General features: G+C 68.4%; 20 protein-coding genes. 8 read left to right on the top strand and 12 right to left on the bottom strand.

Annotation, left to right across the window (positions count from 1 at the left end):
- Positions 1 to 75 precede the first annotated feature (75 nt).
- Together uvrA and RH91_RS03545 are read right to left on the bottom strand one after the other, a co-directional pair.
- Complete coding sequence (gene uvrA / locus RH91_RS03550) at positions 76 to 2961, bottom strand: excinuclease ABC subunit UvrA (RefSeq protein WP_010161160.1); 2886 nt, start codon at positions 2959 to 2961, stop codon at positions 76 to 78.
- 107 nt (positions 2962 to 3068) lie between these two features.
- Positions 3069 to 3704 carry a trimeric intracellular cation channel family protein gene (locus RH91_RS03545; RefSeq protein ID WP_010161159.1) on the bottom strand — a complete coding sequence of 212 codons (636 nt, stop codon included), beginning with the start codon at positions 3702 to 3704 and terminating at the stop codon, positions 3069 to 3071.
- Positions 3705 to 3826: 122 nt separating this feature from the next.
- Between RH91_RS03545 and RH91_RS03540 the strand changes: the two genes are divergently transcribed.
- Positions 3827 to 6214, top strand: a complete 2388-nt coding sequence (locus RH91_RS03540) for a phosphoketolase family protein (RefSeq protein WP_010161158.1) — start codon at positions 3827 to 3829, stop codon at positions 6212 to 6214.
- Positions 6211 to 7215, top strand: a complete 1005-nt coding sequence (locus tag RH91_RS03535) for an acetate/propionate family kinase (RefSeq protein ID WP_010161157.1) — start codon at positions 6211 to 6213, stop codon at positions 7213 to 7215. The genes RH91_RS03540 and RH91_RS03535 overlap by 4 nt, the downstream gene beginning before the upstream one ends.
- 27 nt (positions 7216 to 7242) lie before the next feature.
- Here the strand turns inward: RH91_RS03535 and RH91_RS03530 are convergent, their stop codons facing one another.
- The 5 genes from RH91_RS03530 to RH91_RS03510 all read right to left on the bottom strand — a co-directional run bounded on the left by RH91_RS03530 (position 7243) and on the right by RH91_RS03510 (position 13493).
- On the bottom strand, positions 7243 to 8337 hold the full coding sequence (locus RH91_RS03530) for an Acg family FMN-binding oxidoreductase (protein WP_010161156.1): 1095 nt from the start codon (positions 8335 to 8337) through the stop codon (positions 7243 to 7245).
- A 15-nt stretch (positions 8338 to 8352) separates the two neighbouring features.
- Entirely contained in the window at positions 8353 to 9171 is an 819-nt protein-coding gene (locus tag RH91_RS03525) for a universal stress protein (RefSeq protein WP_232283401.1), read from the bottom strand.
- A gap of 130 nt (positions 9172 to 9301) precedes the next feature.
- Positions 9302 to 11287, bottom strand: coding sequence for a putative bifunctional diguanylate cyclase/phosphodiesterase (locus RH91_RS03520; RefSeq protein ID WP_029623574.1), 1986 nt, complete (start codon positions 11285 to 11287; stop codon positions 9302 to 9304).
- Between the two features lie 404 nt (positions 11288 to 11691).
- Positions 11692 to 12372 (bottom strand): flagellar hook assembly protein FlgD, encoded by a 681-nt coding sequence (locus tag RH91_RS03515; RefSeq protein WP_010161153.1) that lies wholly within the window; start codon positions 12370 to 12372, stop codon positions 11692 to 11694.
- An 11-nt stretch (positions 12373 to 12383) separates the two neighbouring features.
- Positions 12384 to 13493: a flagellar hook-length control protein FliK gene (locus RH91_RS03510; RefSeq protein ID WP_010161152.1), complete on the bottom strand. Its 1110-nt coding sequence runs from the start codon at positions 13491 to 13493 to the stop codon at positions 12384 to 12386.
- Between the two features lie 525 nt (positions 13494 to 14018).
- Between RH91_RS03510 and RH91_RS03500 the strand changes: the two genes are divergently transcribed.
- Complete coding sequence (locus tag RH91_RS03500) at positions 14019 to 14633, top strand: peptidylprolyl isomerase (RefSeq protein ID WP_010161151.1); 615 nt, start codon at positions 14019 to 14021, stop codon at positions 14631 to 14633.
- A gap of 29 nt (positions 14634 to 14662) precedes the next feature.
- Here RH91_RS03500 and RH91_RS03495 read toward each other — a convergent pair whose 3' ends face one another.
- The 3 genes from RH91_RS03495 to RH91_RS03485 are packed head-to-tail and all read right to left on the bottom strand — an operon-like array spanning position 14663 to position 16887.
- Complete coding sequence (locus tag RH91_RS03495; protein ID WP_010161150.1) at positions 14663 to 14944, bottom strand: SemiSWEET family transporter; 282 nt, start codon at positions 14942 to 14944, stop codon at positions 14663 to 14665.
- A gap of 51 nt (positions 14945 to 14995) precedes the next feature.
- Complete coding sequence (locus tag RH91_RS03490; RefSeq protein ID WP_010161149.1) at positions 14996 to 16636, bottom strand: NAD(P)/FAD-dependent oxidoreductase; 1641 nt, start codon at positions 16634 to 16636, stop codon at positions 14996 to 14998.
- 50 nt (positions 16637 to 16686) lie between these two features.
- Entirely contained in the window at positions 16687 to 16887 is a 201-nt protein-coding gene (locus tag RH91_RS03485; RefSeq protein ID WP_010214848.1) for a hypothetical protein, read from the bottom strand.
- Between the two features lie 152 nt (positions 16888 to 17039).
- Between RH91_RS03485 and RH91_RS03480 the strand changes: the two genes are divergently transcribed.
- The 5 genes from RH91_RS03480 to RH91_RS03460 are packed head-to-tail and all read left to right on the top strand — an operon-like array spanning position 17040 to position 22813.
- Positions 17040 to 18641 carry a putative bifunctional diguanylate cyclase/phosphodiesterase gene (locus tag RH91_RS03480; RefSeq protein ID WP_010161147.1) on the top strand — a complete coding sequence of 534 codons (1602 nt, stop codon included), beginning with the start codon at positions 17040 to 17042 and terminating at the stop codon, positions 18639 to 18641.
- Positions 18641 to 19372, top strand: coding sequence for a LysM peptidoglycan-binding domain-containing protein (locus RH91_RS03475; RefSeq protein WP_010161146.1), 732 nt, complete (start codon positions 18641 to 18643; stop codon positions 19370 to 19372). Before RH91_RS03480 ends, RH91_RS03475 begins: the two co-directional genes overlap by 1 nt.
- Complete coding sequence (locus tag RH91_RS03470; RefSeq protein ID WP_010161145.1) at positions 19369 to 21042, top strand: serine/threonine-protein kinase; 1674 nt, start codon at positions 19369 to 19371, stop codon at positions 21040 to 21042. Before RH91_RS03475 ends, RH91_RS03470 begins: the two co-directional genes overlap by 4 nt.
- Before the next feature lie 14 nt (positions 21043 to 21056).
- Positions 21057 to 22079, top strand: coding sequence for a type VI secretion system-associated FHA domain protein (locus RH91_RS03465; RefSeq protein WP_010161144.1), 1023 nt, complete (start codon positions 21057 to 21059; stop codon positions 22077 to 22079).
- Positions 22076 to 22813: a PP2C family protein-serine/threonine phosphatase gene (locus tag RH91_RS03460; protein ID WP_010161143.1), complete on the top strand. Its 738-nt coding sequence runs from the start codon at positions 22076 to 22078 to the stop codon at positions 22811 to 22813. Before RH91_RS03465 ends, RH91_RS03460 begins: the two co-directional genes overlap by 4 nt.
- Before the next feature lie 164 nt (positions 22814 to 22977).
- Here the strand turns inward: RH91_RS03460 and RH91_RS03455 are convergent, their stop codons facing one another.
- Together RH91_RS03455 and RH91_RS03450 are read right to left on the bottom strand one after the other, a co-directional pair.
- The gene (locus tag RH91_RS03455) at positions 22978 to 25350 is read right to left on the bottom strand and encodes a hypothetical protein (RefSeq protein ID WP_010161142.1); all 2373 of its coding nucleotides are present in this window, start codon (positions 25348 to 25350) and stop codon (positions 22978 to 22980) included.
- 171 nt (positions 25351 to 25521) lie between these two features.
- Entirely contained in the window at positions 25522 to 26250 is a 729-nt protein-coding gene (locus RH91_RS03450) for an extensin-like domain-containing protein (RefSeq protein ID WP_051116708.1), read from the bottom strand.
- Position 26251: the final 1 nt, after the last annotated feature.

The following is a 26251-nucleotide window of genomic DNA, read 5'->3' as shown; positions in this document are numbered from 1 at the left end:
CCATACGGAATTGTAAGCCAATCCTCCGTAAAAGGCAACACGCGACTTAACGCCTAGCGTTAAGTCGCGATATCCTTATTTCTTGGACGTCAACAAAGGCGCCAAATACTTCCCCGTAAAGCTCCCCTTGGCCTTAGCCACAACCTCCGGCGTCCCCTGCGCGACGATCTCTCCGCCCTTCACACCGCCCTCAGGCCCAAGATCCAGCACCCAGTCCGCGGTCTTGATCACATCCAGATTGTGCTCGATCACGACCACCGTATTCCCCTGCTCGACCAATTGATGGAGCACTTCGAGCAGCTTGCGCACGTCCTCGAAATGCAGCCCCGTCGTCGGCTCGTCGAGGATGTACAGCGTCTGCCCGGTCGCGCGGCGCGACAGTTCCTTGGCGAGCTTGACGCGCTGCGCTTCGCCGCCCGAGAGCGTCGTGGCCTGCTGGCCGACCTTGACGTAGCCGAGGCCCACTTCCTCGAGCATCGCCATCTTGTCGCGGATCGGCGGGACCGCCTTGAAGAAGTCGACCGCATCCTCGACCGTCATGTCGAGCACGTCGGCGATGCTCTTGCCCTTGAACTTCACCTCGAGCGTCTCGCGATTGTAGCGTTCGCCGTGGCACACGTCGCACGTCACATAGACGTCGGGGAGGAAGTGCATCTCGATCTTGAGCAGCCCGTCGCCCTGGCACGCCTCGCAGCGCCCGCCCTTGACGTTGAAGCTGAACCGCCCGGGCTTGTAGCCGCGCGCGAGCGATTCCGGGAGCCCGGCGAACCAGTCGCGGATCTGGGTGAAGCTGCCGGTATAGGTCGCGGGGTTGGAGCGCGGGGTGCGGCCGATCGGCGACTGGTCGATGTCGATGACCTTGTCGAGATATTGCAGGCCGGTGATCTTGTCGTGCTTGCCCTGGACGATCCGCGCGCCGTTCAAGGTGCGCGACGCGGCGGCGAACAGCGTGTCGATCGTGAAGCTCGACTTGCCGCTGCCGCTGACCCCGGTGATGCAGGTGAAAGTGCCGAGCGGGAGGCTTGCGGTGACGCCCTTCAGATTGTTGGCGGTGGCGTTGTGGACGGTGATCTTCTTGCCATTGCCCTTGCGCCGCGTCTTGGGCACCGCGACCTCCCGCCGGCCTGACAGATAATCGGCGGTGATGCTGTTCTCGTTGGCGAGGACTTCCTCGAACGTGCCTTGCGCGACGATATGCCCGCCGCGCACGCCCGCGCCCGGCCCCATGTCGATGACGTAATCCGCGGTGCGGATCGCATCCTCGTCATGCTCGACCACCAGCACGGTGTTGCCGAGATCGCGCAGGCGGCGCAACGTCTTGAGCAGCATGTCGTTGTCGCGCTGGTGGAGCCCGATCGATGGCTCGTCGAGCACGTAGAGCACGCCCGACAGCCCGCTGCCGATCTGCGACGCGAGCCGGATGCGCTGCGATTCGCCGCCCGACAGCGTGCCCGAGGTGCGATCGAGGTTGAGATAATCGAGCCCGACGTTGTTGAGGAAGCCGAGGCGTTCGAGGATTTCCTTGAGGATCCGCTCGGCGATTGCGCGTTGCTGGTCGCTGAGCGAGGCGGGGACTTGCTCGAACCATTTGAGCGCATCGACGACCGAGAGGCGCGTGACGCTCGAGATGTCGCGCATCCCGATCTTGACCGCGAGGGCCTCGGGCTTGAGGCGGCCGCCGTGGCAGACCTCGCACGGGGCGGCGCTCTGGTACTTGTTGAGTTCCTCGCGCATCCACGCGCTCTCGGTCGAGAGCATGCGGCGGTTGAGGTTGCCGATCACGCCTTCGAACGGCTTCTTGACGTCGTACGACTTCTTGCCGTCGATGAAGGTCAGCGTGACGGGCTTGCCTTTGGTGCCGTGCAGGATCGTGCGCTGCGCCTCGTCCGGCAGGTCTTCCCATGGGGTTTCGAGGCTGAAGTCGAATTCGCGCGCGAGGCTGCCGAGGACCTGCATGTAATAGGGGCTGGGCGGGTTGGACTTGGCCCACGGCACGACCGCGCCCTTCTTGATGCTGAGCGCATGGTTGGGGACGACGAGATCTTCGTCGAACAGCAGTTTCTCGCCGAGCCCGTCGCACGCCGGGCAGGCGCCCTGGGGGGCGTTGAACGAGAACAGCCGCGGTTCGATCTCGGCGATGGTGAAGCCCGAGATCGGGCAGGCGAACTTCTCGCTGAACACGATGCGGCCGGGGGGCGCATTGTCGCCGAGCACTTCCTGCTTGGGGGTATGGACCTCGACCGGATCGGCGGGGTCGACATAAGCGAGCCCGTCGGCGAGCTTCAGCGCGGCCTCGAAGCTTTCGGCAAGACGCGTCGCAATGTCGGGACCGATGACGAGGCGGTCGACGACGACCTCTAGGTCATGCTTGAACTTCTTGTCGATCGCGGGGGCTTCGTCGATCTCGTAAATCTCGCCGTCGATGCGGACGCGGGTGAAGCCCGCCTTCTGCCATTCGAGCAGCTCCTTCTTATACTCGCCCTTGCGCCCGCGCACGACCGGCGCGAGCAGGTACAGCCGCGTGCCCTCGGGGAGCGCCATCACGCGGTCGACCATCTGGCTGACGGTCTGCGCGGCGATCGGCTCGCCGGTCGCGGGGGAGTAGGGGATGCCGACGCGCGCCCACAGCAGGCGCATGTAATCATAGATTTCGGTGACGGTCGCGACGGTCGAGCGCGGGTTACGGCTGGTGGTCTTCTGCTCGATGCTGATCGCAGGCGAGAGGCCCTCGATATGATCGACGTCGGGCTTCTGCATCAGTTCGAGGAACTGGCGGGCATAGGCGCTGAGCGACTCGACGTAGCGGCGCTGGCCCTCGGCGTAGATCGTGTCGAACGCGAGGCTCGACTTGCCGCTCCCCGACAGGCCGGTGATGACCGTCAGCGTATCGCGCGGGATATCGACCGACACGTCCTTGAGATTGTGCTCGCGCGCGCCGCGCACGGAAATATGAGTCAGCATAAGAGCGAGTTCTACTTCTGTTCTGATGGAAGCGCCAGATAGGGAAATAGGTAAGCGCGCGGCCGGTTACGAGGGTTCCCTTGCGCAACGCCGCCGACGATCGGGGTTTATTCGCGGGCCTTGCCGTAGGCGGGCAATGCCAGTTTGAACTGGATCGCCGCGGCCCGCAGCGCGAAGCCGCACGCCGCCGCGACGGGCGCGGCGAGGTTGGGGGAGACCCCGAGCGTCACCAGCACCACATATGATCCCGCCGCCAACGCCGCCGCCGTCACATACAATTCCGGCCGCATCAGGATCGACGGTTCGCCCGCGAGGACGTCGCGGATGATTCCGCCGACGCACGCGGTTACCACGCCCATCAAGGCGGCAGGCACCGGTGGAATGCCGAACGCGAGCGCTTTGGCCGCGCCGAACACGGCATAAGCCGCCAGACCCACCGCATCGAGCCAGTCGAGCGCGGTACCCTTCCACCAGCGTTGCGGCGTCGTCCACACCAGCACCGCGACCGCGAGGCAGGTCCCCGCGACCAACCGGTCGTGCACCCAGAACACCGGCGCGCCGATCAGCAGGTCGCGCACCGATCCGCCGCCGGTCCCGGTGATGAGCGCGAAGAAGGTCGCGGTGACGAGCGTCTGGCGGTGCCGGATCGCGGCGAGCGCGCCGGTGATCGCGAAGACGGCGATCCCGAACAGGTCGAGCCACGGCAGCACGGAGCCGAATTGCCAGGGGAATTGCGCGGGCATCTCCAGTCCCTAGGGCAGGCCGCGCGCGAAGGGAATGCGCGCGGCGGCTACGTACTTTCCTCAAGTGACGCCGGGTCGCGGAAGCGCGCATGGCATCGGGACAGCCATCGACAGGAACCCGCATGACCGATCCCATCGCTCCGGTCCCGTCGGCCGATGCGCCGTTGTCGCCCGATCTCCTGCGCCGGATGCACGGCTATTGGCGCGCCGCGAACTATCTGTCGGTCGGGCAGATCTACCTGCGCGCGAACCCGTTGCTCGATACCCCGCTTACGCTTGCCGACGTCAAGACCCGGCTGCTCGGGCATTGGGGGACGACGCCGGGGCTCAACCTGCTCTACGTCCATCTCAACCGCGTGATCGTGGAGCGCGATCTCGACATGATCCTGATCGTCGGCCCCGGACACGGCGGCCCCGGGATCGTCGCCAACACCTATCTCGAGGGCTCGTACACCGAGCGCTATCCCGCGATCGAGCGGAGCCGCGGCGGGATGGACCGGTTGTTCCGCCAATTTTCCTGGCCCGGCGGCATCCCGAGCCATGTCGCGCCCGAGACGCCGGGGTCGATCCACGAAGGCGGCGAGCTCGGCTATTCGCTCGCGCATGCCTATGGTGCGGCGTTCGATAATCCGGACCTGGTTGTCGCCTGCGTCGTCGGCGACGGCGAGGCGGAGACGGGCGCGCTGGCGACGAGCTGGCACAGCAACAAGTTCCTCAACCCGGCGCGCGATGGCGCGGTGCTGCCGATCCTCCATCTCAACGGCTTCAAGATCGCCAACCCGACCGTGCTCGCACGGATCGGGCGGGACGAGCTGACCGACCTGCTACGCGGCTATGGCCATGAACCGTGGTTCGTCGAGGGCGACGACCCCGAGACGGTCCACCAGTTGCTCGCGGCAACGCTCGATACGGTGATGACCCGGATCGCGGAGATCCAGCAGGTCGCGCGCAGCGGGGCGGACGATGCCGGGCGTTCGCGCTGGCCGATGATCGTGCTCAAGACGGCCAAGGGCTGGACCGGGCCGAAGGAGGTCGACGGCAAGCCGGTCGAGGGAACCTGGCGCGCGCATCAGGTGCCGATCGCCGACTTCAAGAACCCGGAGCATCTCGTCCAGCTCGACACGTGGCTGCAAAGTTATGACGCGCACGAACTGTTCGACGCGAACGGCAAGTTCCGCGAGGAGTACGCCTCGCTCGCGCCGACCGGGCATCGCCGGATGGGGTCGAACCCGCACGCCAATGGCGGCGAGCTGCTCGTTCCGCTCGCGCTTCCCGATTTCCGCGCGTCCGCGGTCGCGGTGCCCGCGCCGGGCGCGGTGACCGCGGCGGCGACCGCGGTGCTCGGCGGGTATCTGCGCGACGTAATGGCGCTCAACCTGACGTCGACCAACTTCCGCCTTTTCGGCCCGGACGAGACCGCGTCGAACCGGTTGCAGGCGGTCTATGAGGTGTCGGGCAAGGCGTGGATGGCGGAGATCGAGCCGGTCGACACCAATCTCGACCGCGACGGGCGGGTGATGGAGGTGCTGAGCGAGCATCTCTGCCAGGGGTGGCTCGAGGGGTATCTGCTGACCGGGCGGCACGGGCTGTTCAGTTGCTACGAGGCGTTCGTCCACATCGTCGATTCAATGGTCAACCAGCATGCCAAATGGCTCAAGGTCTCGTCACGGATCGCGTGGCGGCGGCCAATCGCCTCGCTCAATTACCTGCTGACCTCGCATGTCTGGCGGCAGGACCATAATGGCCTGTCGCACCAGGACCCCGGCTTCCTCGACCATGTCGCGAACAAGACCGCGAGCGTCGCGCGGATCTATCTGCCGCCCGATGCGAACTGCCTGTTGTCGGTCGCGGATCACTGCCTGCGCAGCCGCCAGTATGTGAACGTGATCGTCGCGGGGAAGCAGCCCGAGGCGCAATGGCTCGGGATCGACGCGGCGGTGCGGCATTGCACCGCGGGGGCGGGGATCTGGGAGTGGGCGAGCGACCCCGACGCGGTGCCCGATGTGGTGATGGCGTGCGCGGGCGACGTGCCGACGCTCGAGACGCTCGCGGCGGTGCAGTTGCTCCGGGACTATATCCCCGACATTCGTATCCGGGTGGTCAACGTGGTCGACCTGATGGTGCTCCAGCCGCAATCGGAGCATCCGCACGGTCTCGACGACCGCGCCTTTACCGCGCTGTTCACTGCCGACGTCCCAGTGATCTTCGCGTTCCACGGCTATCCCGCGCTGATCCACCGGCTCGCGTATCGCCAGCCCAACCACACCAATTTCCATGTCCGCGGGTTCAAGGAGGAAGGCACCACCACCACCCCGTTCGACATGGTCGTGCTCAACGACCTCGACCGCTTCCGGCTCGCGCTTGACGCGATCGTCCGGATTCCGCGGTTGCGCGACCGGGTCGAGGGCGAGACACAGCGCTATTGGGCGACGATGGAGCGCCACAAGCTCTACATCGCCGAGCATGGCGAAGACCTGCCCGAGATCCGCGACTGGCGCTGGTCGCGGTGACGCACACGATCCTGACGCTCAACGGCGGGTCGTCCTCGGTCAAATACGGGGTCTATGTCCAGGAGGGCAACGCGGTACGCGAGACCGCCTCGGGCGACGTCGAGCATGCCGGCGCGGACACCGCGCTGTTCGAGACGATCGGCGCGATCGTGCCCGATGCGATCGGCCACCGGATCGTCCACGGCGGGGCGGCGCTGTTCGCGCCGGTGGTGATCGATCCCGCCGTAATCGCGCAATTGCGCCACGCGGCGGCGTTCGCGCCACTCCACGGCCCCGCCGCGCTCGCGATGATCACGCTGGCGCAGGCGCGCTTTCCGGACGCGGTGCAGGTGGCGTGTTTCGATACCGGCTTTCACGCCGACATGCCCGAGATCGCCACGACCCTGCCGATCCCTGCCGCGTTCCGCGCCGACGGGGTGCGGCGCTACGGGTTCCACGGCCTGTCGTGCGAATCGATCCTCGCGCAATTGGGCGAGGCGGTGCCAGACCGGCTGATCATCGCGCACCTCGGCAATGGCGCGAGCGTCACCGCGGTGGACGGCGGGCGGTCGGTCGATACCAGCATGGGGCTGACCCCGGCAGGCGGGGTCGTGATGGGGACACGCACCGGGGACATCGATCCCGGGGTGTTGCTGTACCTGATGCGCGAACACGGGATGGACGCGGACGCGGTCGAAACGCTGGTCGACCGGCACTCGGGGTTGCTCGGGCTGTCCGGGCTTTCGGCGGACCTGCGCGTATTGCATGCCGCCGATGCGCCCGCGGCTGCGCTCGCGATCCGTATCTTCTGCCGCTCGGTCGCCAAGCAGATCGCGGGGATGCTGGTGACGCTGGGCGGTGCGGACCTGATCGTCTTTACCGGGGGGATCGGCGAGCATGACGCGCTCGTCCGCGATGCCATCCTCGGCGCGTTGCGCTGGGCAGGCGACGTGCCGATGCGGGTCTTGCCGTCGCAGGAGAATGCGCAGATCGCGCGGCATGTCGCCGCGCTGCTTGGCTAAGCCGGACCGGCGGCCGGCGCGCCCCGCTTATGCCAGCACCGCCGCAACCGGCCGCCGCGCCGAATAGGGCAACGCCGCGCCGCGCCCGAACCGCAGCACCAGATCAGGCCGCTGCCCCGCCATTCCCACCAGCGCCGCGAGCTCGGGGCGAAGACCCGCCACCTCGACCGGCTGGTTGACGAACGCGCATTTGAGCCCGAGCACGGTCGCCTGCAACGCGAAGCGCTGGCACGCGCGCCCGACCGCAACCCAATGGTCCGGGGTCGCCGCCGCGCCGACGAACACCGCGACGCCGCTCGACGTATCGAGCTGGCGGGCATACCGCGCATGTTCCGACGTGGCGGTCATCATCCGGTCGAACAGCCACGGCCCCGCGAACGACGGCACCGCCGGGCTCCCGCTCGCAACGCTGAACAGCCCGTCGCGCGCCCTCAGCGCATCGTGCGGGTTGAACCGCAGCCACAGCTTCAGTTCGCGCACGAACGCCGCGTCGCCCATCTGCGCGCTGTTGCCCACGATCACGAGATCGCGGACACGCGTGATCGCGGCGCGGTCGGTGATCAGGACCGTCTCGACCCCCGGCACTTCGGCCGCCGCCGCGAGCCGGTGGAGGTCGGCCGTCTCGAGCGGGCTGCCGTCATAGTCGCCGCGGGTCGACTGGCGCTGCGGGATCGCGGCGAACAGCGCGCTGTCGACGGCGCGACCGGGCCGCAGCGCAAGTTCGATCGCCCCGGTCTCGGCGACCGCGTATCGCGGTTCGCCGACATGACCGGTCGCCGCCGCCGCGAGCGCGAGGTTCTCCGCCGCGCAGCCCAGGCTGACCCAGAGGTGATGATCGTCCGGATCGACAACGGGCGTGCGCCGCGTGAAATCGGGGAGGATGCCGATGCCGCCGGGCGTGATGCGGAAGCGCCAGGGTTGCGTATTGTGCCCGTTGGGGGCGAGCGTCGCGAACCGCACGAGTTCGGCGAACCCGGGGTTGGCCGAGAGCGCCGCGCGCGATTCCGCCACCGCGGCGTCGTAGCGAGTCATCGACCCCAGGCGATCCACCCCGGCCCAGGTCGCACCACCGACCGCCACCGCCGCCGCACTGCCGCCGATCAGCAGCTGCCGTCGGTTCATCGGGACGCCTTCCGCTCAGTGCGCGAGCAGCGCACAATGGTTTCCCTCGAGCAACAGCGCGCGCGTCACGCCGCCGAACGCCCATTCGGAAAGGCGGTTGTGCCCATAGGCACCGGCGACGATCAGGTCGACCGCATGGTCCTCGGCAATCCTGGCGAGCGCCTGGGCGTTGCCCGAAGGCGCGTGCGTGACGATGATGTCGGCGTCGATCCCATGCCGGTGCAGCCACGCGACCACGTCGGTGATCTGCGCGCGCGCTGCGTCTAGATCGCTGCCGACTCCTGCCAGGATCACGCGGTCCGCGCGCGCCAGGAATGGCAGCGCATCGCTGGTCGCGCGACGACATTCGGGCGTGTCGTTCCACGCCACCAGCACCGTCTCGAACGCAGCGGATACCGCGCGCGGCGGGATCACCAGCACCGGGCGGCCCGCGTGGATCACCAGTTCGCCGGTATCGGCACGGCGCGACGTGTCGAGCGCGCTGCTCGACAGTCCCGTGATGACGAGATCGGCACAACGTGCCGCGGTCGCGACAACATGCGCGATCGGTTCGAGCGTCGCGATCGCGCGCCATTCCAGGACGTAGGGCTGCAGCGCCGCGCAGGCGCGAAACTCGATCCCTGCGGTCGTCAGCGTATCATCGACGATCTGCTGCTCGGCCACCGCGAGCGCGCCTGTGAAATCGCCGTCGACGTAGCCGATCTGCACGGGCTCGCACGCCGCGATACCGATGACGCGGGCGTCCTGTTGCGCGGCCAGCGCTGCGGTGAGCGCGAGCAGCGCGGCATTGCCGTCGCTCGCGGCGACATGCACCATCATGGTCTTGAACGGCACGTCCGGTCTCCCCTTGCGGGTCGCGCACGGCCCGGCATGATCCACGCTGCCGACGATCGGTTCCGTGGCATGCGGGTGGGGATGACGGCGATGGGCGCGGACGTCTCTACGTAATGCGCACCGCGACGGGTCAGCCGATCCGAACCGCGCTCAGGCTCCGCGGGGCGGGATCGGGCAGTTGCACATGATGGTCGCGCAGCGTCATCAGCAGCGCGTCGATCGGCATCGGGCGGCCGAGCAGATACCCCTGGGCGTAGCGATAGCCGGCCAGCGAGACCTCGATCAACTGGCTCTCGGTCTCGATCCCTTCCATCGTGCAATCGAGCGACAGCGATTGCGCGAGGTTGCGGATCGCCGCGACCATGCTGCGCCCGGTACCCGTCGCCATGCCGTTGACGAAGGTGCGGTCGATCTTGAGGATGTCGAGCGGCAGTTCCTGGAGCGACCCGAGGCTGGAATAGCCCGTCCCGAAATCGTCGAGCGCGGTCCGCACGCCCACGCTGCGCACGCGCTCGAGCGCCTCGCGCGCGGTCGCCATGTCGGTGACGAGCGAGGTTTCGGTGACTTCGAAGATGATCCGCTTGGGCGAGATGTTGGTCGCCAGGATCATCCGGACGATCTCGCGCATCGTCGTACGCGACATCAGGTCCTGCGCGGACAGGTTGAACGACAGCGAGATCGGGTCGGGCAACACCGCCAGGCTTTCGAGCGCACGCGCGAACAGCGTCAGCGTGACCGCGTTGATGATCCCGAGCCGTTCCGCCGCGGCGATCAGCGTTTCGGGCGGGACTTCGCCTAGCACCGGCGACTTCCACCGCGCCAGTGCCTCGACGCTGCTCACCGTCATCGTCCGCGTATCGAAGATCGGCTGGAAATGGACTTCGAGCTCGCGTTCGAGACAGGCGACCTGAAGTGCCGCCTCGACGCGCTGCTCGACCCGGATCAGCGCCTCCTGTTCGTGCGAGAACACCGCGCAGCCGCCGCGCTGGTGCGCCTTGACGTGGTACAGCGCATAATCCGACCGGTCGAACAGCGCATGCGCGGTGGTTCCCGCCTCGGGATAGACCGCGATCCCGGCCGAGCAGCCGAGTGTGACCTCCAGCCCGTCGATCGCGATCGGGCGGTGGATCGATTCGCACAGGTGGCGGATCGCAGGCTCGGCCTGCTCCGGGGGGCCGTCGTACAGGACGCCGAATTCGTCCCCGCCAAGTCGCGCGACGGTCATCGGCGCGTGCGTATCGGCGGCGAGCCGCGCGCCGATCGCGCCGAGCAGGCGATCGCCGCAGACATGGCCATAGGTGTCGTTGATCGCCTTGAACCGGTCGAGATCGAGCACGCCGACGCAAAACGGTGCCGGCGGCACGGGTGACGCGGCACCCTGGCGCGACGCCAGCAGCGTTTCGAGCGCGCCGAAGAAATAGCGGCGGTTGGGCAGGCCGGTCAGCGAATCGGTGTGCGCAAGCGCGCGATTCTCGTCGCTCGGCCGTTGCGCCTGCTGGCGTTCCACGACCAGCGCATTGCGCGACGCCACCAGGTTTTCGAAGATCTGGTGCGCGTCTCTCAGCACGATCAGAAAAACCGCCGTGACGAGCGCGATGTTGAGCGCGACCGCGGTGAAGACGGTGTTGCCGTTGAGCGCGGAGTACAGGAGGAAGGGGACGTTCACGAGCACCCCGACCGCGGTTGCCGCGGCGGGCAGGTGAGTCAGGCAAAACAGGCAACCCAGCACCGTCGTCCCGATGAAGACGACGACGTGCCCCTGTTGGTACGGCCCGCCATAGCGCGCAAGACACAAGGCCCAGGTAACGAAGGCGATCGCGAAGAAAGCGCCGAGCACTGTGGTCTGGCGGATTTTCCGCGCCGCGCCCGCTTCCGTCAGCATGGCCGCACTCGGAGGAAGAACCCAGGCAATGACCCGCCAGAGCGCAAGCAGGACCAGCATCGCCGGGATAGCATGCGTAAGAATCCGCGGGGCGTAGCCGATGTGGCTGTAAGCAAGCGCAGCCGCGTTGATCGACAGCAAGGCGTACATCCACGGAGCCTGCCTACGGAAGTGCAGGATCTTGGCGACGACCAGCGGCTGATCATTTGTCGGGATGGTTCGAGAGAACGGCATTGCTTATACCCCAAGCAGGCCTCTGCCTATGATCTGTCTCGTTAATTTATTGTTTAAACACTATACCCCATACCAATACGTTATGTCGTTAATTGGGATGATCGTTGAAACCATTTTGGCTTTTGCAAAAAGGCCCGTGCCCCACCAGCCAGTAATCATATTCTTGGTGAAGCGCCCAAAAACGACGGTATTTTCAATTGCCTGCAGAAATATTTCATCCGGTTTGAAGGTAATGAAAATATTGCAGGTGTATCTTTGATGTTTATGGAGCACCTATTGGCAAATATAAGCGCTACATAGCTATAGTTGAGAGTGTACGACAGTTTCTCGCGATTATCAATTTCACGAAACGGCGTCGGTAGTAATTCTCACACTTTGGCAAATAAGCATTAATATACGGATTGCTACTGGTTCGCCATAGTGCTCCCGAGCTGAAGCAAGCTTGCGGCGCCATATCTTTGTCCGTTTGCCAGCAATGTCAGTTGCCCTTGATCGACCGAGACTTCGGCGACCATGCCCTGCGCGGCGATCTTGGCGGGAACGGTCGATCCGCCCGCATCGACCGCGGCAAGCGACAGCGTGTACGTTCCGGGAGCAGCGCGATTGCCCTGATCGTCGGTCCCGTCCCAGTCGAACCTGCCGCCGGCCGGATCGACCGCACGTGTCGTGACCGTGTTGCCCGCGGCGTCGCTGACGGTCGCGACGAGCGACTGCGCGGGGCGGTCGAGCATGTAGCGCCAACTGCTGCCACCGGTCGGCTGAAGTCCGGCGATGCTGCTGTCGAAGCTGGCGGTCTTGCCGATCAGCGCGGCGGCGTTCGACAGGTCGTTGGACGACAGTTTCGCGAGGATGTCCTTCAGCGACTGGTTCTGCTGGATCGACTGCTCGACCTGCGAGAATTGGACGAGCTGCTGCGTGTATTCGGAGGTATCCATCGGCTTGAGCGGATCCTGGTTCTGCATCTGCGTCGTCAGCAGCTTGAGGAAGGTGTTCGAGTCGTTGCTCAGTTTCGCCAGCGCGCCGGACGTGGCGGACGCCGGAGCGACGGCGGAAGTGGCCGTGGCGGGGGCGGTGATCGAGGTCATGCGGGTGGTCCTCAGGCAACGAGATTGATGCGGCCGCTGGCGTGCAACGTGCCGGGCTTGGCGGTTTGCGGTCCGGATGGGGGATCGTCCGCGGTGTCGACCGGGCTGCGGGCGGGTGCCGGAAATGCCCCGCCCCGCCCGCCGCCGCCCGAGCGCGTATCGAAGCTGAAGCTGCCGACGTCGGCCTGGACCCCGGCCTGCGACAGGGTTTGCGCGAGCATCGCGGAGTCGCGGCGCAACAGGTCGAGCGCGGCCGGCTGATCCGCGGCGATCGCGGCGAGGAGCTTGCCCGCCGGATCGATCTGGAGCCGCACCTCGACCCGCCCCAGTTCGACCGGGTCGAGCCGGATCGTGACGGTGCTCGCACCGCCGCGATCGACGTGGCGCGCGATCGCGAGCCCGACATCCCGCCCGATCATCGCCGCGCGCGCCGATCCCGCATCGATCGCGCGGTGCCCGGCGGGAACGGCGCGGACGGCGGTAGCGGGCTGCTGGGACAGGAGCGGTGCGGGCGGCAGCGCGGCATTGGGTAACGGCGTTTCGACCGCATGCCGCGTTTCATCCGGGAGCGGTGCCGGAAGGACCGGCCCGGGTGTCGCCGAGGCGTCTGCCGCAGCCGTCGCGGGGGGCGTCGACGTTTCGCCAAGGCTCGGCCCGTTCGCGGTGGTTGATGCCACCTTCGCGGACCCGACGCCATTGGTCGCGGGCGCTTCGGAAGAAGCCGTGGCGCTCAACTGGCTGGTTGCGATCGGTGCCTGAGTCGCGACGACCCCCGCCGGCATGACCGGCGGCACGGTAGAAGCGACCGGAGAACCGGCGGGCACCCCCGCCGCTTGAATCACGGTTGGGTCCCCTGCCGAGACCGCCTTGTCAGGCGTCGCGAAACGGGTCGGGATCCTGGCGAGCGTTCGCGTCGGTGCTGGCGGTGTCGCGGCGAGACGCGCGACCGCGTCCGCCGACCCCGGGGGGAACATCGCGCCGACGTCGCTCGGGAGGCCCGCCGGCGCTGTCGTGGCATCTGGACGGGGCGGGGCCTTCGCGAGCTGCGGACCGGCACCCGCAGCTTGCACGGGCATCGCGCCGTCCGCCGCGGGCTGCGCCACGACCGTATCGGATGGCATCGGCGTCGACGTGGAGTGACGGGAGTCTGGCCCAAGACGGATCGATGAGGTGTCGGCGGGAAGGGCGGGCGCGGCTGCAACTGGCCCAGCCGTGTTCGGGGTGGGTGCTGGTGCCGGTACGATCCCGGCCAACCCGCTCGCGACGGGGCTTTCGGTTGTGGTTGCGGCGAGGGCGGCCTGAAACCCGTCGCCCCCCACGGGCTCCGCGGCGAGCGGCGTTGCGGTCGGAGCGGACAGGAACGATACGGCGGCAACTGGCGGCACGCGCTTCTCCCATCGGCCAGGCGTTGGACCGTTATAGACGCGCCGCATGCCCGCCGGTCGCAATCGGGGGAGAAGGTGGCGGCTGCTCCGGCGCGACCGCCTTTGCGCAACCGACGCCGCCACGCGTTCGCGCCGCCGCCGGCTCGGCTCGGCATGCCACGGGTCCCGTTTGCCGGGGAAATGTTCCGTTCCGACGCGACTGCCCCTAGGGGACGGGACGGGTGATCGGAGAAGCACTGCATGCGGCGTTTACTGGGACTGATGGCGCTTGCGCTGCTTACGGGGGCGGCACCTGCCGAACCGCCGCTGGTGCGGGTGCGGCTGGAGACATCGGCCGGGCCGATCACGGTCGCGCTCGATACGCGGCATGCGCCCCGGACCGCGACCAACTTCCTCGCCTATGTCGATGACCAGCGGCTCGACGGCACCGCCTTCTTCCGCGCCTCGCGGCGGCCGGGCAAGCCCGGACTCGGCTTTATCGAGGGCGGGATCGGGACCGATGCGCGCCGCCGGCTCGGCACGCTGCCGCTCGAACCGACCAGCAGGACCGGGCTGCGGCATGTCGACGGCGTGATCTCGATGGCGCGCTACGACGCGCTTGATTCCGGGACCGCCAATTTCTCGCTGATGTCGGGACCGTTCCCCAACATGGACGCGCGTCCGGGCTCGCCCGGTTACGCGGTGTTCGGGCGAGTCGTCGCAGGGATGGACGTCGTCCGCCGGATTCTCGCGATGCCGACCAGCCAGGGCGGCGAGGGGCCGATGAAGGGCGAGACGCTGCGCCGCCCGGTCTCGATCATACGCGCGGTCCGGCTCGACGGCACGGCGCATCCGACCGGGCGGATCAAGGTGTGGCAGCTTCTACCGCGCAAATAACCGCCGCCGTGCCCGGGGCGGTCGCGGGGTCATAACGCCGTCGCGAAGGTGATCGCGCCGAGCACGACACCGGGCGCATTCGCCAGCGCGACCGGCCAGTCGCGCTGCGGCTTGAGCAACCCGTAGGCAACCCACAAGGTGCAGTTGACCGCGGTCGCGAGCGGCTGAATCACCGAGCCCTTGTGCCCGGCGAGGTTGAGCTGGATCTGCGAGAGGTACGAGACGTACATCATCACCGCGGTCGCGGTCGCGATCCAGCCGAGGAGCAGGATCGCACGTTCGGCGGTGAAAGGCTTTGCCGCACTGGCCATGCGTAATCTCCATCGATGTTGCAGTGCACAACATAAGAGGACGCGATCGGTTCACTCTGGCAGCGGCACCGCGGTCTGCGTCAGGCTCGCGGCGACCGCTTCGGCGATCTTGATCCCGTCGACCGCCGCCGACAGGATCCCGCCCGCATAGCCTGCCCCCTCGCCCGCCGGATACAGCCCGCGCGTGTTGAGGCTTTGCAGATCGTCGCCGCGCTTGAAGCGGACCGGCGAGGAGGTGCGCGTCTCGACCCCGGTCAGCAGCACGTCGGGATGGTCGTACCCCGGGATCTGCCGCCCGAACACCGGGAGCGCCTCGCGCATCGCGGTGATCGCGAATTCGGGGAGGCATTCGGACAGGTCGCCCATCGTCACGCCGGGGCGATAGGACGGGACGACTTGCCCCAGCGCGGAAGACGGCTTGCCCTCGAGCAGGTCGCCCAATCGCTGCGCGGGGGCCTTGTAGCTCGATCCTCCCGCGACATAGGCGAGCGATTCCCAGTGCCGCTGGAACGCGATCCCCGCGAGCGGATCGCCCGGATAGTCGCGCTCGGGGTCGATGCCGACGACCAGCCCCGAATTGGCGTTGCGCTCGTTGCGCGAATATTGGCTCATGCCGTTGGTCGCGACGCGCCCTTCCTCCGAGGTCGCGGCGACGACGGTGCCGCCCGGGCACATGCAGAAGCTGTAGACCGTCCGCCCGTTCTTGCAGTGGTGCGACAGGCTGTAATCCGCCGCGCCGAGGATCGGGTTGCCAGCACTCGGCCCGAAGCGCGCGGTGTCGATCCACGATTGCGGATGCTCGATCCGCACCCCGAGCGAGAAGGGCTTGGCCTCGACATAGACCCCAGCCTCGTGGAGCATCGCGAAGGTATCGCGCGCGCTGTGCCCGATCGCGAGCACGACATGATCCGCGCGCAGATAGCTGCCGTCGTGGATGTGGAGCCCGCGCACGTGGCGGCTGCCGTCGCCGCGCGTCTCGATGTCGATCCCCTCGACGCGCTGCTGGAAGCGATATTCGCCGCCGAGCGCCTCGACGCTTGCGCGCATGCTCTCGACCATCGTGACGAGCCGGAACGTGCCGATGTGCGGATGCGCTTCGGTCAGGATCTCCTCGGGGGCGCCCGCCTTGACGAACTCGGTCAGCACTTTGCGATCGAGATGCCGCGCATCCTTGATCCGGCTGTAGAGCTTGCCGTCGGAAAAGGTGCCGGCACCCCCCTCGCCGAACTGGACGTTCGATTCGGGGTTGAGCACGCTCTTGCGCCACAGCCCCCAGGTGTCCTTGGTCCGCTCGCGCACGACCTTGCCGCGATCGAGGATGATCGGGCGGAACCCCATCTGCGCGAGGATCAGCCCGGCAAACAGCCCGCACGGCCCCGCGCCGATCACGACCGGGCGAATCTCGCTCTGCACGGCGGGGGCCTGTGCGGTGAATTTGTAGCGCGTGTCGGGGGTGGTGCCGACGTTGCGGTCCTTGCGGAACTTGGCGAGCACGGTCGCTTCGTTCTTCACCGCGACGTCGAGCGAATAGACCAGCAGGATCGCCAGCTTGTCGCGCGCATCATGCGCACGGCGCGCGATCTTGAAGCGGATCAGGTCGCGCGGGGTGATCTTGAGCCGCTTGCAGATCGCAGCGGGGAGCGCCTCATCGGGATGATGGAGCGGAAGGGCCAGTTCGGTAATGCGCAACATCGCCGGCCCTTACCGCGAGATGCGTCCCGATGCCATGACCGGTGCGCGAATCAGCCCTTGGGCGTGACCCACACCGCGACCGGCACCGCGAACTTGCCCGGCGCAGGCTTGCCGACTTCGACGCGGTCGGCGGTGACGAGCTCGCCGGTCTCGAGATTGAAGGACACCCACGGCTTGGGCATCCGGCCGAAAACCATTTTCTGGATGGGCTGGCCGGTGGCCGTGTTCATGATCGTTGCGGTAATGCTCATGCGCGTGCCGATACCGGGCTTGCCGCCTGGCTGTCCAGACCCCGAAAAACACCCGCGGGAACGCCCAAACTCGCGAACAACCCGCTACAAGACGTTGATCGGGACGCATTTCGATTAACCGACTCGTATCCTTTGATGCGGTATCGCGGCCTGTGCAGCGTATCGCATCCTTCCGCACGGCCCCGACCGTGATCCTGGTGACCGTCGCGCTTGCGGTGGGAATCCTGGTCGCCGCGTCCTCGGTCGCGCCGCGGACCGCCGCGACCGTCTTGTTCGGCATCACCGCCACGCTGCTGCTCACCTGGACGTGGCGGTTGCAGCGCACCGTCGCGCGCGCGCTCGATCAGGTGCAGGCGGCAGTGGACAGCGACTCCGCGACGCTCGAGGACGGGATCGCCGCGCTCGGCGACCGGCTGGCGACGGTCGATTACCGCCTGTCGCCCGCGCACCCGGTCAGCGGCCTGCCAATGCGCGAGGCGTTGCTTGCGCAGATGGCGGCGGACCAGCGCGGGATTCTGGGTGCGATCGCGTTCGAGGATTTCGAGCGGTTGACCGCGTTCGACCCCGCGCTCGGCGAGCGTGTGTTCGCGGCGTCGGTCGCGCGGCTGCGCAAGATGGTGCCGCCGACGCGCTTTCTCGCGCAGGTCGATCGCGGGCATGTCGGGCTCTGGTTCGGCGAACAGGTCGCCGAAGCCGAGGCGCGGGCCGAGCTCGACGCGATTTCCTACGCCCTTGGTGAAGCGGTCATCGACGAGGACCGCGAGATCGTCCCGCAAGTGCATCTCCGGCTTGCCACCTTCGATCATGCCGAGGGGCTGAATGCGGGTGCGTTCCTTGCGCGGACGCTCGCCTCCTTCGCGCTGTCGCGCGGGGCGGAGGCGGCGGCGGGCGTGACGGTCGATCATGCCGAACTCGCGCGCGATCGCTACGGGCTCGAGCAGGACCTGCGGCAGGCAATCACGCGGCGCGAGATGCGGCTCGAATATCAGCCGTTGATCGATGCGGTCCAGGGGCGGGTGGTCGGTGCGGAGGCACTGTTGCGCTGGACCAGCGCCGATCGCGGCACGGTGTCGCCGACGCGGTTCGTGCCGGTGATGGAAGCGATGGGGCTGGCGAGCGAGATCGGCGCGTGGGTGCTCAATACGGCGGTGCGCGGTGTCGCCGACTGGCAGGCGCAGGGGCTGCGCGACTTGCGAGTCGCGGTCAACGTCTCGGGGTTGCAGCTCGAACGCGACGACCTGCCGATCCTAGTCGAGCGCACGCTCAGGCGCCACCGGGTCTTGCCCGCCGCGCTCGAGATCGAGCTGACCGAAAGCGTCGCGACCAACGATGCCGACCATTGCCGCCGGATCTTCCAGCAATTGCGCAGCATGGGCGTGAAGCTCGCGGTCGACGATTTCGGGACGGGCTATTCGGGGTTCAGTTCGCTCCGCGCGCTCGCGTTCGACAAGATCAAGATCGACCGCGAATTCGTCACCGGGATCGATAGCCGCCGCGACAGCCAGGCGATCTGCCAGAGCATCCTCGCGCTCGGGCGCGGGCTTGGCATCAAGGTGCTGGCCGAAGGGGTCGAGCGGCAGGCCGAATATGCGTGGCTGCGCCGACACGGCTGCCAGCATTTCCAGGGGTATTATTTCAGCCGACCGCTCGATCCCGAGCGGTTCGCAGGGTTCGTCCGCGACACGCGCAGCCTCGGCGCGCTGCTGTCGCTGGGCGATGGGGTTCAGGCACAGGGCGAGAAGGTAAGCGCGTGATGACGATCGGTCGATGGAAGCTGGGGTGTGTCCTCGCCGGAATGGCGACGCTCGCCGCCTGTTCGGGCGGGCCGGCGCGCCCGCGCGCGGATACCGCGCCGCCGGTCTCGGTGAGCGCGAGCGCCGAGGCGGACGCGATCTTCGACCTGATGCTGCGCGGCGATACCGCGACCGCGGGCAAGCGCCTCAAGGTGCTGCTCAAGCGCGACCCGATGAACCCGACCGCGCGGCTGCTGCAGGATTCGCTCGATCGCGATCCCGTCGAATTGCTCGGCCCGCAAAACCATCCTTACGCCGTGCAGGCGGGGGACACGATCGTGTCGCTTGCGGATAAATTGCTCGGCAACCGGCTCAAGGCCTACCAGCTCGCGCGCTACAACGCGCTGACCGCGCCGTTCGCGCTGACCGCCGGGCAGAGCCTGAAGATTCCCGGCGAGGCGCCCCGGCCCGAACCGGTCCGTCGCGCCGATCCCGCGCTGAGCCGCGCCGGTCCCCGCGCCAGGCCGACCCCGGCGCGGCCGGTTGCCCCCGCCGCCGCTGCGCCTGCGACCAACCCCGCCGCCGCGCGACCGCTCCGTGCGGCTGGGCTTGCCGCGCTCAACCAGGGAAATGTCGCGCGCGCGGTCGCGTTGCTGCGGCGTGCGTCCGCGCTCGACCCGGCGAACCCGATGATCGCGCGCGATCGTGCGCGCGCCGAGCGGATCGCGGCGACCGTGAAGGCACGGCGATGAACAGGCTCGGCCGCTACCGGATCGACGATTGCCTCGGCGAAGGCGCGATGGCCGAGGTGTATCGCGCGCACGACCCCGAGATCGACCGGCAGGTCGCGATCAAGGTGCTCAAGCCCGATTTCGCGCGCGACCGCGAGATCGGCGCACGCTTCCTGCGCGAGGCGCGCGCGGCGGGCGCGCTCTCCCACGCCAACATCGCGACGATCTACGACGTCGGCGAGACCGACGGGGTCGCCTATATCGCGATGGAACTGGTCGACGGCCAGCCGCTCGACGTCGCGCTCCAGGCGCAGGGGCGGATGCCGTACGAGCGCGTCCTCGCGATCGGCCAGCAGCTTGCGAGCGCGCTTGCCTATGCGCATCGCGCAGGAGTCGTCCACCGCGACATCAAGCCCTCCAACATCCTGCTGTCGTCGGACGGCAGGACCGCCAAGCTGCTCGATTTCGGCGTCGCGCGGATCGGCGAGCTCGATCCGATCGCCGCCGATGCGCAGCTCGGCCGGACGCAGGTCGGCCAGCTGATCGGCACGCCGCGCTACATGAGCCCCGAGCAGGCGCTCGGGCTGCCGGTCGACCAGCGTTCCGACCTGTTTTCGCTCGGGGTCGTGCTGTACGAGATGGTGACGGGAAAGGTCGCCTTCCCGGGCACTGCGCTCGCAACGCTCGCGATCCAGATCGCGCAGGAGAAGGTCGAGCCGATCGACCGCAACGTCGGCGATTGCCCACCGGGGCTGCGCTTCGTGATCGACAAGCTGCTCGCGAAGAAGCCCGAACAGCGGTTCGCGACCGGCGAGGCGCTCGAACGCGCGCTCGCGCAGGAGCTTGCGGCGCATGCCGACAAGCCGGTCGGGCGGCGCGGCCTGTCGTTGCGGATCAAGCTGCCGCTCGCGCTGTCGCTCGTCACCGCGGCGGCGCTGGTGGCGTGCACGACGACGACCATGACGCGCGAACGCGGCACGCTCGAACATATGGCGATCACCTCGGGCGGGTCGATCGCGTCGTTCGTCACCAACAACGCGGCGGTCCTCGCCGCCGAGAATGCCGGGCTGGCGGCGGGCGAGCAGGACTGGTCTGCACTCCAGGCGTTCGCGGTCACCGCGAGCCGCGACCCCGCGATCCGTGACCTGATCGTCACCGACAGCGGCGGGACGATCCGTGCGGCGGGCGACGCGAAGCTGGTCGGCCAAAGGTATCGCCCCGCCTCGGGCGAGCCGGTGATGGAACGCGCGGGCGATTCACAGGTCAGCGGTGTCGCGGACAGCGGGCGCGGGGCGGGGATCCGCTTCGTGCACCCGATCGTCTATGCCGGCGCGCGGTTCGGGACGGTCGATCTCGTCGTGCGGCGCACCGGGCTCGACGCCGCGCTCGCGGGCGCGCGTACGTCGCTGCTGCTGTTGAGCGCGGTGGTGATGCTCGCGGTGCTGCTGGTCGGCTATCTCAGCGGCGCGATGGTCGCGCGCCCGCTTGGCCGGTTGCGCAAGGCGCTCGACGATGCGGCGAGCGCGTCGTTCGCACTGCGCATCTCGGACCGGCGTGGAGATGAATTCGGCGCGGTGTTCGAGGCGTTCAACCGCACCGCTGCCGCGATCGAACCGCGCCTGTCGGGCGAGGACGAAGGCGAGGCGGCGATGCTCGCGACGCGCGTCGCGCCCGCCAGACGCGCTGCCTGAAGGGAGGCTGCCCGATGTACATGCTGCAACTGTTCGATGCCGCGAACGAACTCCAGCCGATCGACGCGCGGCTGATGCGCGACGGCCTGATCCGGATCGGGCGCGACAGCGCGGCGGACTGGACGATCGCCGATCCTGATTGCGAACTGTCGCGGTCGCACTGCGAACTCGCGGTGGTCGCGGACGAACTGCGGCTGCGGTCGCTCGGCGCGAACGGCGTGTTTGACGATACGACCGGCAGGCGCTTTCCCGATGCCACCGACGTCGCGGTGGAGATCCCGTCGACGATCCGCTTCGGCCGGTTCCGCCTGAAGGCAAGCCGCGCGCCGCATGGCGACGATACGGTCGATGCCGCGCGGACGATGGTGCTGACCCCGCCGCTCGGTTCGTCGGTCGCGGTGCCCGACGACTGGAGCGACGGCGCGTCCTTCGCCGGGTTCGGCGGGGAATCGCTGCTCGAGGCGTTTTGTGAGGGGGCAGGGCTCGACGCCTCGTTGCTTTCGAGCGAGGACCCGGCCGAAATCATGCGCCGCGCGGGCGCGGTGTACCGGCAGATGGTGCTCGGCGTCGGCGACCTGATGGCGGAGCGTGACCGCGCGCGCGGCCAGTACAAGCTGTCGCGCACGACGATCGGCGGAGCCAACAACAATCCGTTCAAATGGGCGCCGACGCAGCGGCTCGCGATCGACCTGCTGCTGGCGGGATCGGGCAATTTCCTGTCGGGACCGGCGGCGTTGCAGGTGTCGTTCCGCGACGTCAAACGCCATCTGATCGCGACCTTCGCCGGGCTCCACGGCAGCCTGCGCGCGGCGATCGACACGTTCGATCCCGTCGCGCTCGACGCGGCGGTCGCGCCGCGCGCGTCGATGCTCAAGAGCCGCACCGCCTTGCAGGCCGAGGAAGTCGCGCGGCGGCATGGCGATCTGACCGGGCAGCTCGACCAGGGCAGCGGCGGGTCGCTCGAGCGCGCGTTCGTCGCGGCGTATGACGCGGCCGAGGCGCAGTCGAACAGCCCGTCGCCCGCGGAGCCGGCATGATGCCCGCCGTAGCCTCGCGCGTTGCGGGTGGCGCGTTCGCGGGCCAGTCGGTCGCGCGGTCGCACGTCGGGCGAGTCCGCGCGATCAACGAGGATCGCGTGTTCGATTGCCCCGATCATGGCCTGTGGGGGGTCGCCGACGGGATGGGCGGCCACGCCGGCGGGGACATCGCCGCGCAGACGATCGTCACCGCGTTGCGCGCGTTGGTGGCGGGCGGGGATGCGCCCGATGCACCTGCGCTGATCGGCGCGATCCATGCCGCCAACGCCGCGATCGTCGCGCGCAACGGCGCGCTCGGGAGCGATGCCGGGTCGACCGTCGTCGCCGCGCAGATCGCGCCCGACGCGACCGCGACGATCGCCTGGGTCGGCGACAGCCGCGCGTATCTGGTGCGCGGCGGGGCGGTACGGCAACTGACGCACGACCATAGTTTCGTGCAGGACCTGATCGACGCGGGCTTGCTCAGCGTCGAGGCGGCGGTGCGACACCCACGCGCGAATGTCGTCACGCGCGCGCTCGGCGTCGCGCTTGCGCTCGACGTGGCGACGGTGGTGGTGGGGTTGCTGCCCGGCGATCTGCTGCTGCTCTGCTCGGACGGCCTGTCGCGGTCGTTGCACGATCACGATTTGGTGGCGGCGGGGTCGCTTGATGCACTGGCCGATACGCTGATCGCGAACGCACTCGCGCGCGACGGGAGCGACAATACGAGCCTTGTGGCGATCCGGTATGGCTGAAAGGATTGCAATCCTCCCGTGTGCTTCCCCGGCGAAGGCCGGGGCCCAATAGCCAGACGGGAGATTGCGAGCGACTGCGTCACGGTACCTCGGCGATCACTGCTGGGCCCCGGGCTTCGCCGGGTAAGCGCCTGCTGGAAGGAACGCGCTGCGTTCCGACCCCGCTACTTCCCCGCCGTCACACTCGCGAAGACCGTCGGCGCATCGCGCAACTGCAGGACGATTCGCCCGTCGCGCGCCGCCGCGGTCGTGATCCGCGGATTGACGAAACCATCCGGAATCGCCTGCAACGTATCGGCCTGTTCGCTCGCGCCGATCGCCTTGATGAGGAACAGCCGGTCTCCCGCGACCTGGCACTTGTCGCGCGCGGGGCAGCTCACCGAACGGATGTCGGGCAAGCGCACGATCGTCGCGAGCGCGGTCCAGTTCGAGGGCGCATCGTCATGCCAGATGCGGAAGCGGACCGGGCCATAGGCCAGCGCGCCAAGCGTCTCGGTCGGCGCAAACGCGACGATCCCGGTCGTCGCATCCTGCAGGTCATAGCCCTTGCCCGCCTTGATCGTTCCCGTCGCGCGTCCGTCGGCGGTGGCGATTTCGATCGTTTCCTGCCCGTCGAGCGGTTCCATGCCGTCCTTGTGGAAGGCGAAGCTGATCCGCGCGTCCTGCGCGAATACGTCGGGGTTGCTCAGCGTGATCGGCACGATGCCGTCATGCGCGGGGACCTGTCCCGCGATCCGTACCAGCGTCGCCCCGGTCCGGCGTCCGCCGACCGTGACGGGCACGGTCTTGCGCCGCCCCGCGCTGAACGTGACCTCTGCGGTCAGGCTCGTCCCCGCGCCGATCGTCTGCGCCTTCGCGGAATCGTCCGCGAGCAGCGTCAGCCGGTCCTGGTTGTCGACTCGCGTCAGCCCGCCCGGGTGGAAGGCAAGCGGCCCGATCGTCATCGCCTTGACCTGGTCGAGCCGCGCGCCGGTCAGCACCGCCTCGTCGTCGCCGGCGTGGAAGGTGAGGTCGTCGACGCTCCCTGCCTCCTGCAGCGCGGACAGCGTGATCACCGCGGGCGTCGTCCCGGCAGCCCCCTCGATCACGACCGACACCGCACCGGGCGCGGTCTTGTCGAGTGGCAGCGTCGCGACGATCCCGCGCGTGCCCGCCTGTTTCCACGTCACCGGCTTCGCCGCGCCGTCGCCACGCCGGAGCGACACCTGCGTCACGCAGCCCGCGCCCCCGCCGAGGATCTCGACGTCGTTCGGGCGGCCGACCACCAGCGAAGTGCCCTCGGCGGTCTTCCACGCATTGAGCGCGGGGTTGGAGAGCGCGAAACTCGGCCCCTCGAACGGCGCGAATCCCCAGATGCCGTGGAGCTGCGCGGGGATCGCCCCGCCGAACGGCCCCGCGGGCAGGGCGGCATCGAGGACATAGCCGCCACGCCGCGCATCGGCATGGACCGGCACGTCGACCAGCGTCCCGTCCGGGCGCTTCAAGCGCAGCGTCATGTCGCGCGCGAACTGCGTGGCGTAGATCAGCGGTGCGCCTTCCACCGGCAGCACCAGTCCGGGCGCGGCGCACAAAGCAATGTCGGGCGTGGAGGGGCGCAGCGGCGGCGGCTTGGGCGCCTCGATCGCTGGCATCGCGACGACCATCACCGAGGTCGGCTTGGCGAAGGACAGCGGCGTGTTGAGCAACAATGTCGCGCGGCCGTTGCCGATCTGCGCCAGCGCGGGGATGAACTGCAGTTGCGTCGATTGGAACGCGCCGAGCAAGCGGAACATGTCACGCACTACGCCGATATACGAACTGTACGAGCCATAGCCCGCCTGCGGGGTCGCGCTGAGCTGGAACGCGAGGTCGGTCGGCGCGCCCGCGAGCGTCGAGGCGAGCGCGGAGCTGTGCGTATCCGCGAGCAACAGCGTCTCGCGGTCGCCGGTCAGGCAGGCAGCCTGGAGTTCGGCGGGTTGCTGGAGGCATTCCGCCTTGAGCTTGATCGCGAGGCTGCGCGTCAGCACCTGCGACGCGGCGGAGACGCTCTCGGGATTCTGCCGTTCGGCCTTCAACGTCTCGCGCAGGAACGCGTCGAGCCGGGCGCGGTCGAGCGTCGCCTGGTTGAGCTCCTGCACCGCGCGGACGAACGCGCCGGGGCGCTTGCGAACGGTGCTGATCACCGCATTCGCGCCGCCGCCGCTTTCTGGGATGACGAGCAGCGCCATCTGCTGCGCGCCCTTGGGGACGGTCAGCGAGAAGTCCGCGCTCTTGCCCTTGCGGCTGTGCGCCTCGTGGAACCAGTCCTTCGCCGGCCGGTCGATCGCGCCACGCAGGAAGCCTGCGACGATCCGGAAGCCCTCGGTCTGCTCGGGCGGAAGGTCGAGCTTGATCGAGACGACGTCGCCTTCGACGAGATTGGGCACCGCTTCGAGCGGGAGCGTCACCGTCCCGTGGCGCACCGAAACGACGACGTTTGGGCCAGCCAGGTCGAACGAGGAGGAGGCGGCGGACGCGGCGACGGGCGCAGCCAGCGCGACGAGCGGGGCCGCGGCCAACCCAAGCTGCCGTGCGATACGTCCTGCGGATTGAGGCAACGCTCTGAAATGCATCAGGTCTCCTGCGTCCGTCGGGTGTTCACAATAAGGCGCGTGCCAGGCCCTTCGTCCGCCGCAGGGCTTAGCGTGTGAACGATCCCGCGCAAGGGGGCGCGGGCTGGACGCCCCCGTTCAGCGACAGGCGCGCCAACCCATGTCGCCGCGATCCGCCTGGTCGAGATGGAGGTGGTCGCGGTGCGCGGCGTTATAGTCGGGCGACAGGATCGTCGCGAACAGTGGGCACCCGCCGTCGCGCACCGCGTGGAGGAAGCGCCCGCGCGCATTGCCCTTCGACCAGTCGCGCAGCACCGACACGCGCCGCCCGTCCGCGAGCACGAACGCGCTGATGTCGATGGCATTGCCGGTCGAATGCTCGCTCCAATTGCCCTCGGATCGCCCGTACATCCGGCGACACGCATAGCTCCCGAAATGCTCGATCCGCGCCACCGTCGTGCCCAGTAGGCGTTGCGCGGCGGGCTGGACGACCTGCGCCTGCCACACCAGCAGCCCGGCGGCGACCGGGCAGGCGGTCGCGACGATGGGGGTTAGCGTCAGCATGTCCTGGCGCGGCGCGATCCGGACGCTGTTCCCGACGCGGCACGCCTCGGGGCCGCGCGGGGTCACCGCCGTAAAGCGCAAGCCAGCGTCTTTCAGCACGGCCCGGCACGCGCTCGCATCGCGCCCGAGCGCGACGATCTTGCGCCCGGTGAACAGACCGGCAGGCTGGTCGAGCCGGAGCGGGGTCCACGGCAGATCCTGCGGCGGCGGGCGGAACAAGGCGAACAGCACCAGCGCGACCGCGGCACAGAAGGCGAGCACCACGATCCGGCGCACCCAGCGAAGAGCAATCGATACAGCCATC

The sequence above is a fragment of the Sphingomonas sp. PAMC 26617 genome, assembly GCF_000242835.1.
GTDB lineage: Bacteria > Pseudomonadota > Alphaproteobacteria > Sphingomonadales > Sphingomonadaceae > Sphingomonas.
This window is presented reverse-complemented; position numbering and strand designations above follow the sequence as displayed.

What these genes read in the sequence shown, in the direction of transcription:
- RH91_RS03490 (WP_010161149.1), bottom strand. Translation starts at nt 16,636, where the DNA reads ATGTTGCGCATTACCGAACTGGCCCTTCCGCTCCATCATCCCGATGAG.
- RH91_RS03520 (WP_029623574.1), bottom strand. Translation starts at nt 11,287, where the DNA reads ATGCCGTTCTCTCGAACCATCCCGACAAATGATCAGCCGCTGGTCGTC.
- RH91_RS03545 (WP_010161159.1), bottom strand. Translation starts at nt 3,704, where the DNA reads ATGCCCGCGCAATTCCCCTGGCAATTCGGCTCCGTGCTGCCGTGGCTC.
- RH91_RS03460 (WP_010161143.1), top strand. Translation starts at nt 22,076, where the DNA reads ATGATGCCCGCCGTAGCCTCGCGCGTTGCGGGTGGCGCGTTCGCGGGC.
- RH91_RS03495 (WP_010161150.1), bottom strand. Translation starts at nt 14,944, where the DNA reads ATGGCCAGTGCGGCAAAGCCTTTCACCGCCGAACGTGCGATCCTGCTC.
- RH91_RS03500 (WP_010161151.1), top strand. Translation starts at nt 14,019, where the DNA reads ATGGCGCTTGCGCTGCTTACGGGGGCGGCACCTGCCGAACCGCCGCTG.
- RH91_RS03540 (WP_010161158.1), top strand. Translation starts at nt 3,827, where the DNA reads ATGACCGATCCCATCGCTCCGGTCCCGTCGGCCGATGCGCCGTTGTCG.
- RH91_RS03515 (WP_010161153.1), bottom strand. Translation starts at nt 12,372, where the DNA reads ATGACCTCGATCACCGCCCCCGCCACGGCCACTTCCGCCGTCGCTCCG.
- RH91_RS03485 (WP_010214848.1), bottom strand. Translation starts at nt 16,887, where the DNA reads ATGAGCATTACCGCAACGATCATGAACACGGCCACCGGCCAGCCCATC.
- RH91_RS03465 (WP_010161144.1), top strand. Translation starts at nt 21,057, where the DNA reads ATGTACATGCTGCAACTGTTCGATGCCGCGAACGAACTCCAGCCGATC.
- uvrA (WP_010161160.1), bottom strand. Translation starts at nt 2,961, where the DNA reads ATGCTGACTCATATTTCCGTGCGCGGCGCGCGCGAGCACAATCTCAAG.
- RH91_RS03470 (WP_010161145.1), top strand. Translation starts at nt 19,369, where the DNA reads ATGAACAGGCTCGGCCGCTACCGGATCGACGATTGCCTCGGCGAAGGC.
- RH91_RS03510 (WP_010161152.1), bottom strand. Translation starts at nt 13,493, where the DNA reads ATGCCATCCGATACGGTCGTGGCGCAGCCCGCGGCGGACGGCGCGATG.
- RH91_RS03530 (WP_010161156.1), bottom strand. Translation starts at nt 8,337, where the DNA reads ATGAACCGACGGCAGCTGCTGATCGGCGGCAGTGCGGCGGCGGTGGCG.
- RH91_RS03450 (WP_051116708.1), bottom strand. Translation starts at nt 26,250, where the DNA reads ATGGCTGTATCGATTGCTCTTCGCTGGGTGCGCCGGATCGTGGTGCTC.
- RH91_RS03475 (WP_010161146.1), top strand. Translation starts at nt 18,641, where the DNA reads ATGACGATCGGTCGATGGAAGCTGGGGTGTGTCCTCGCCGGAATGGCG.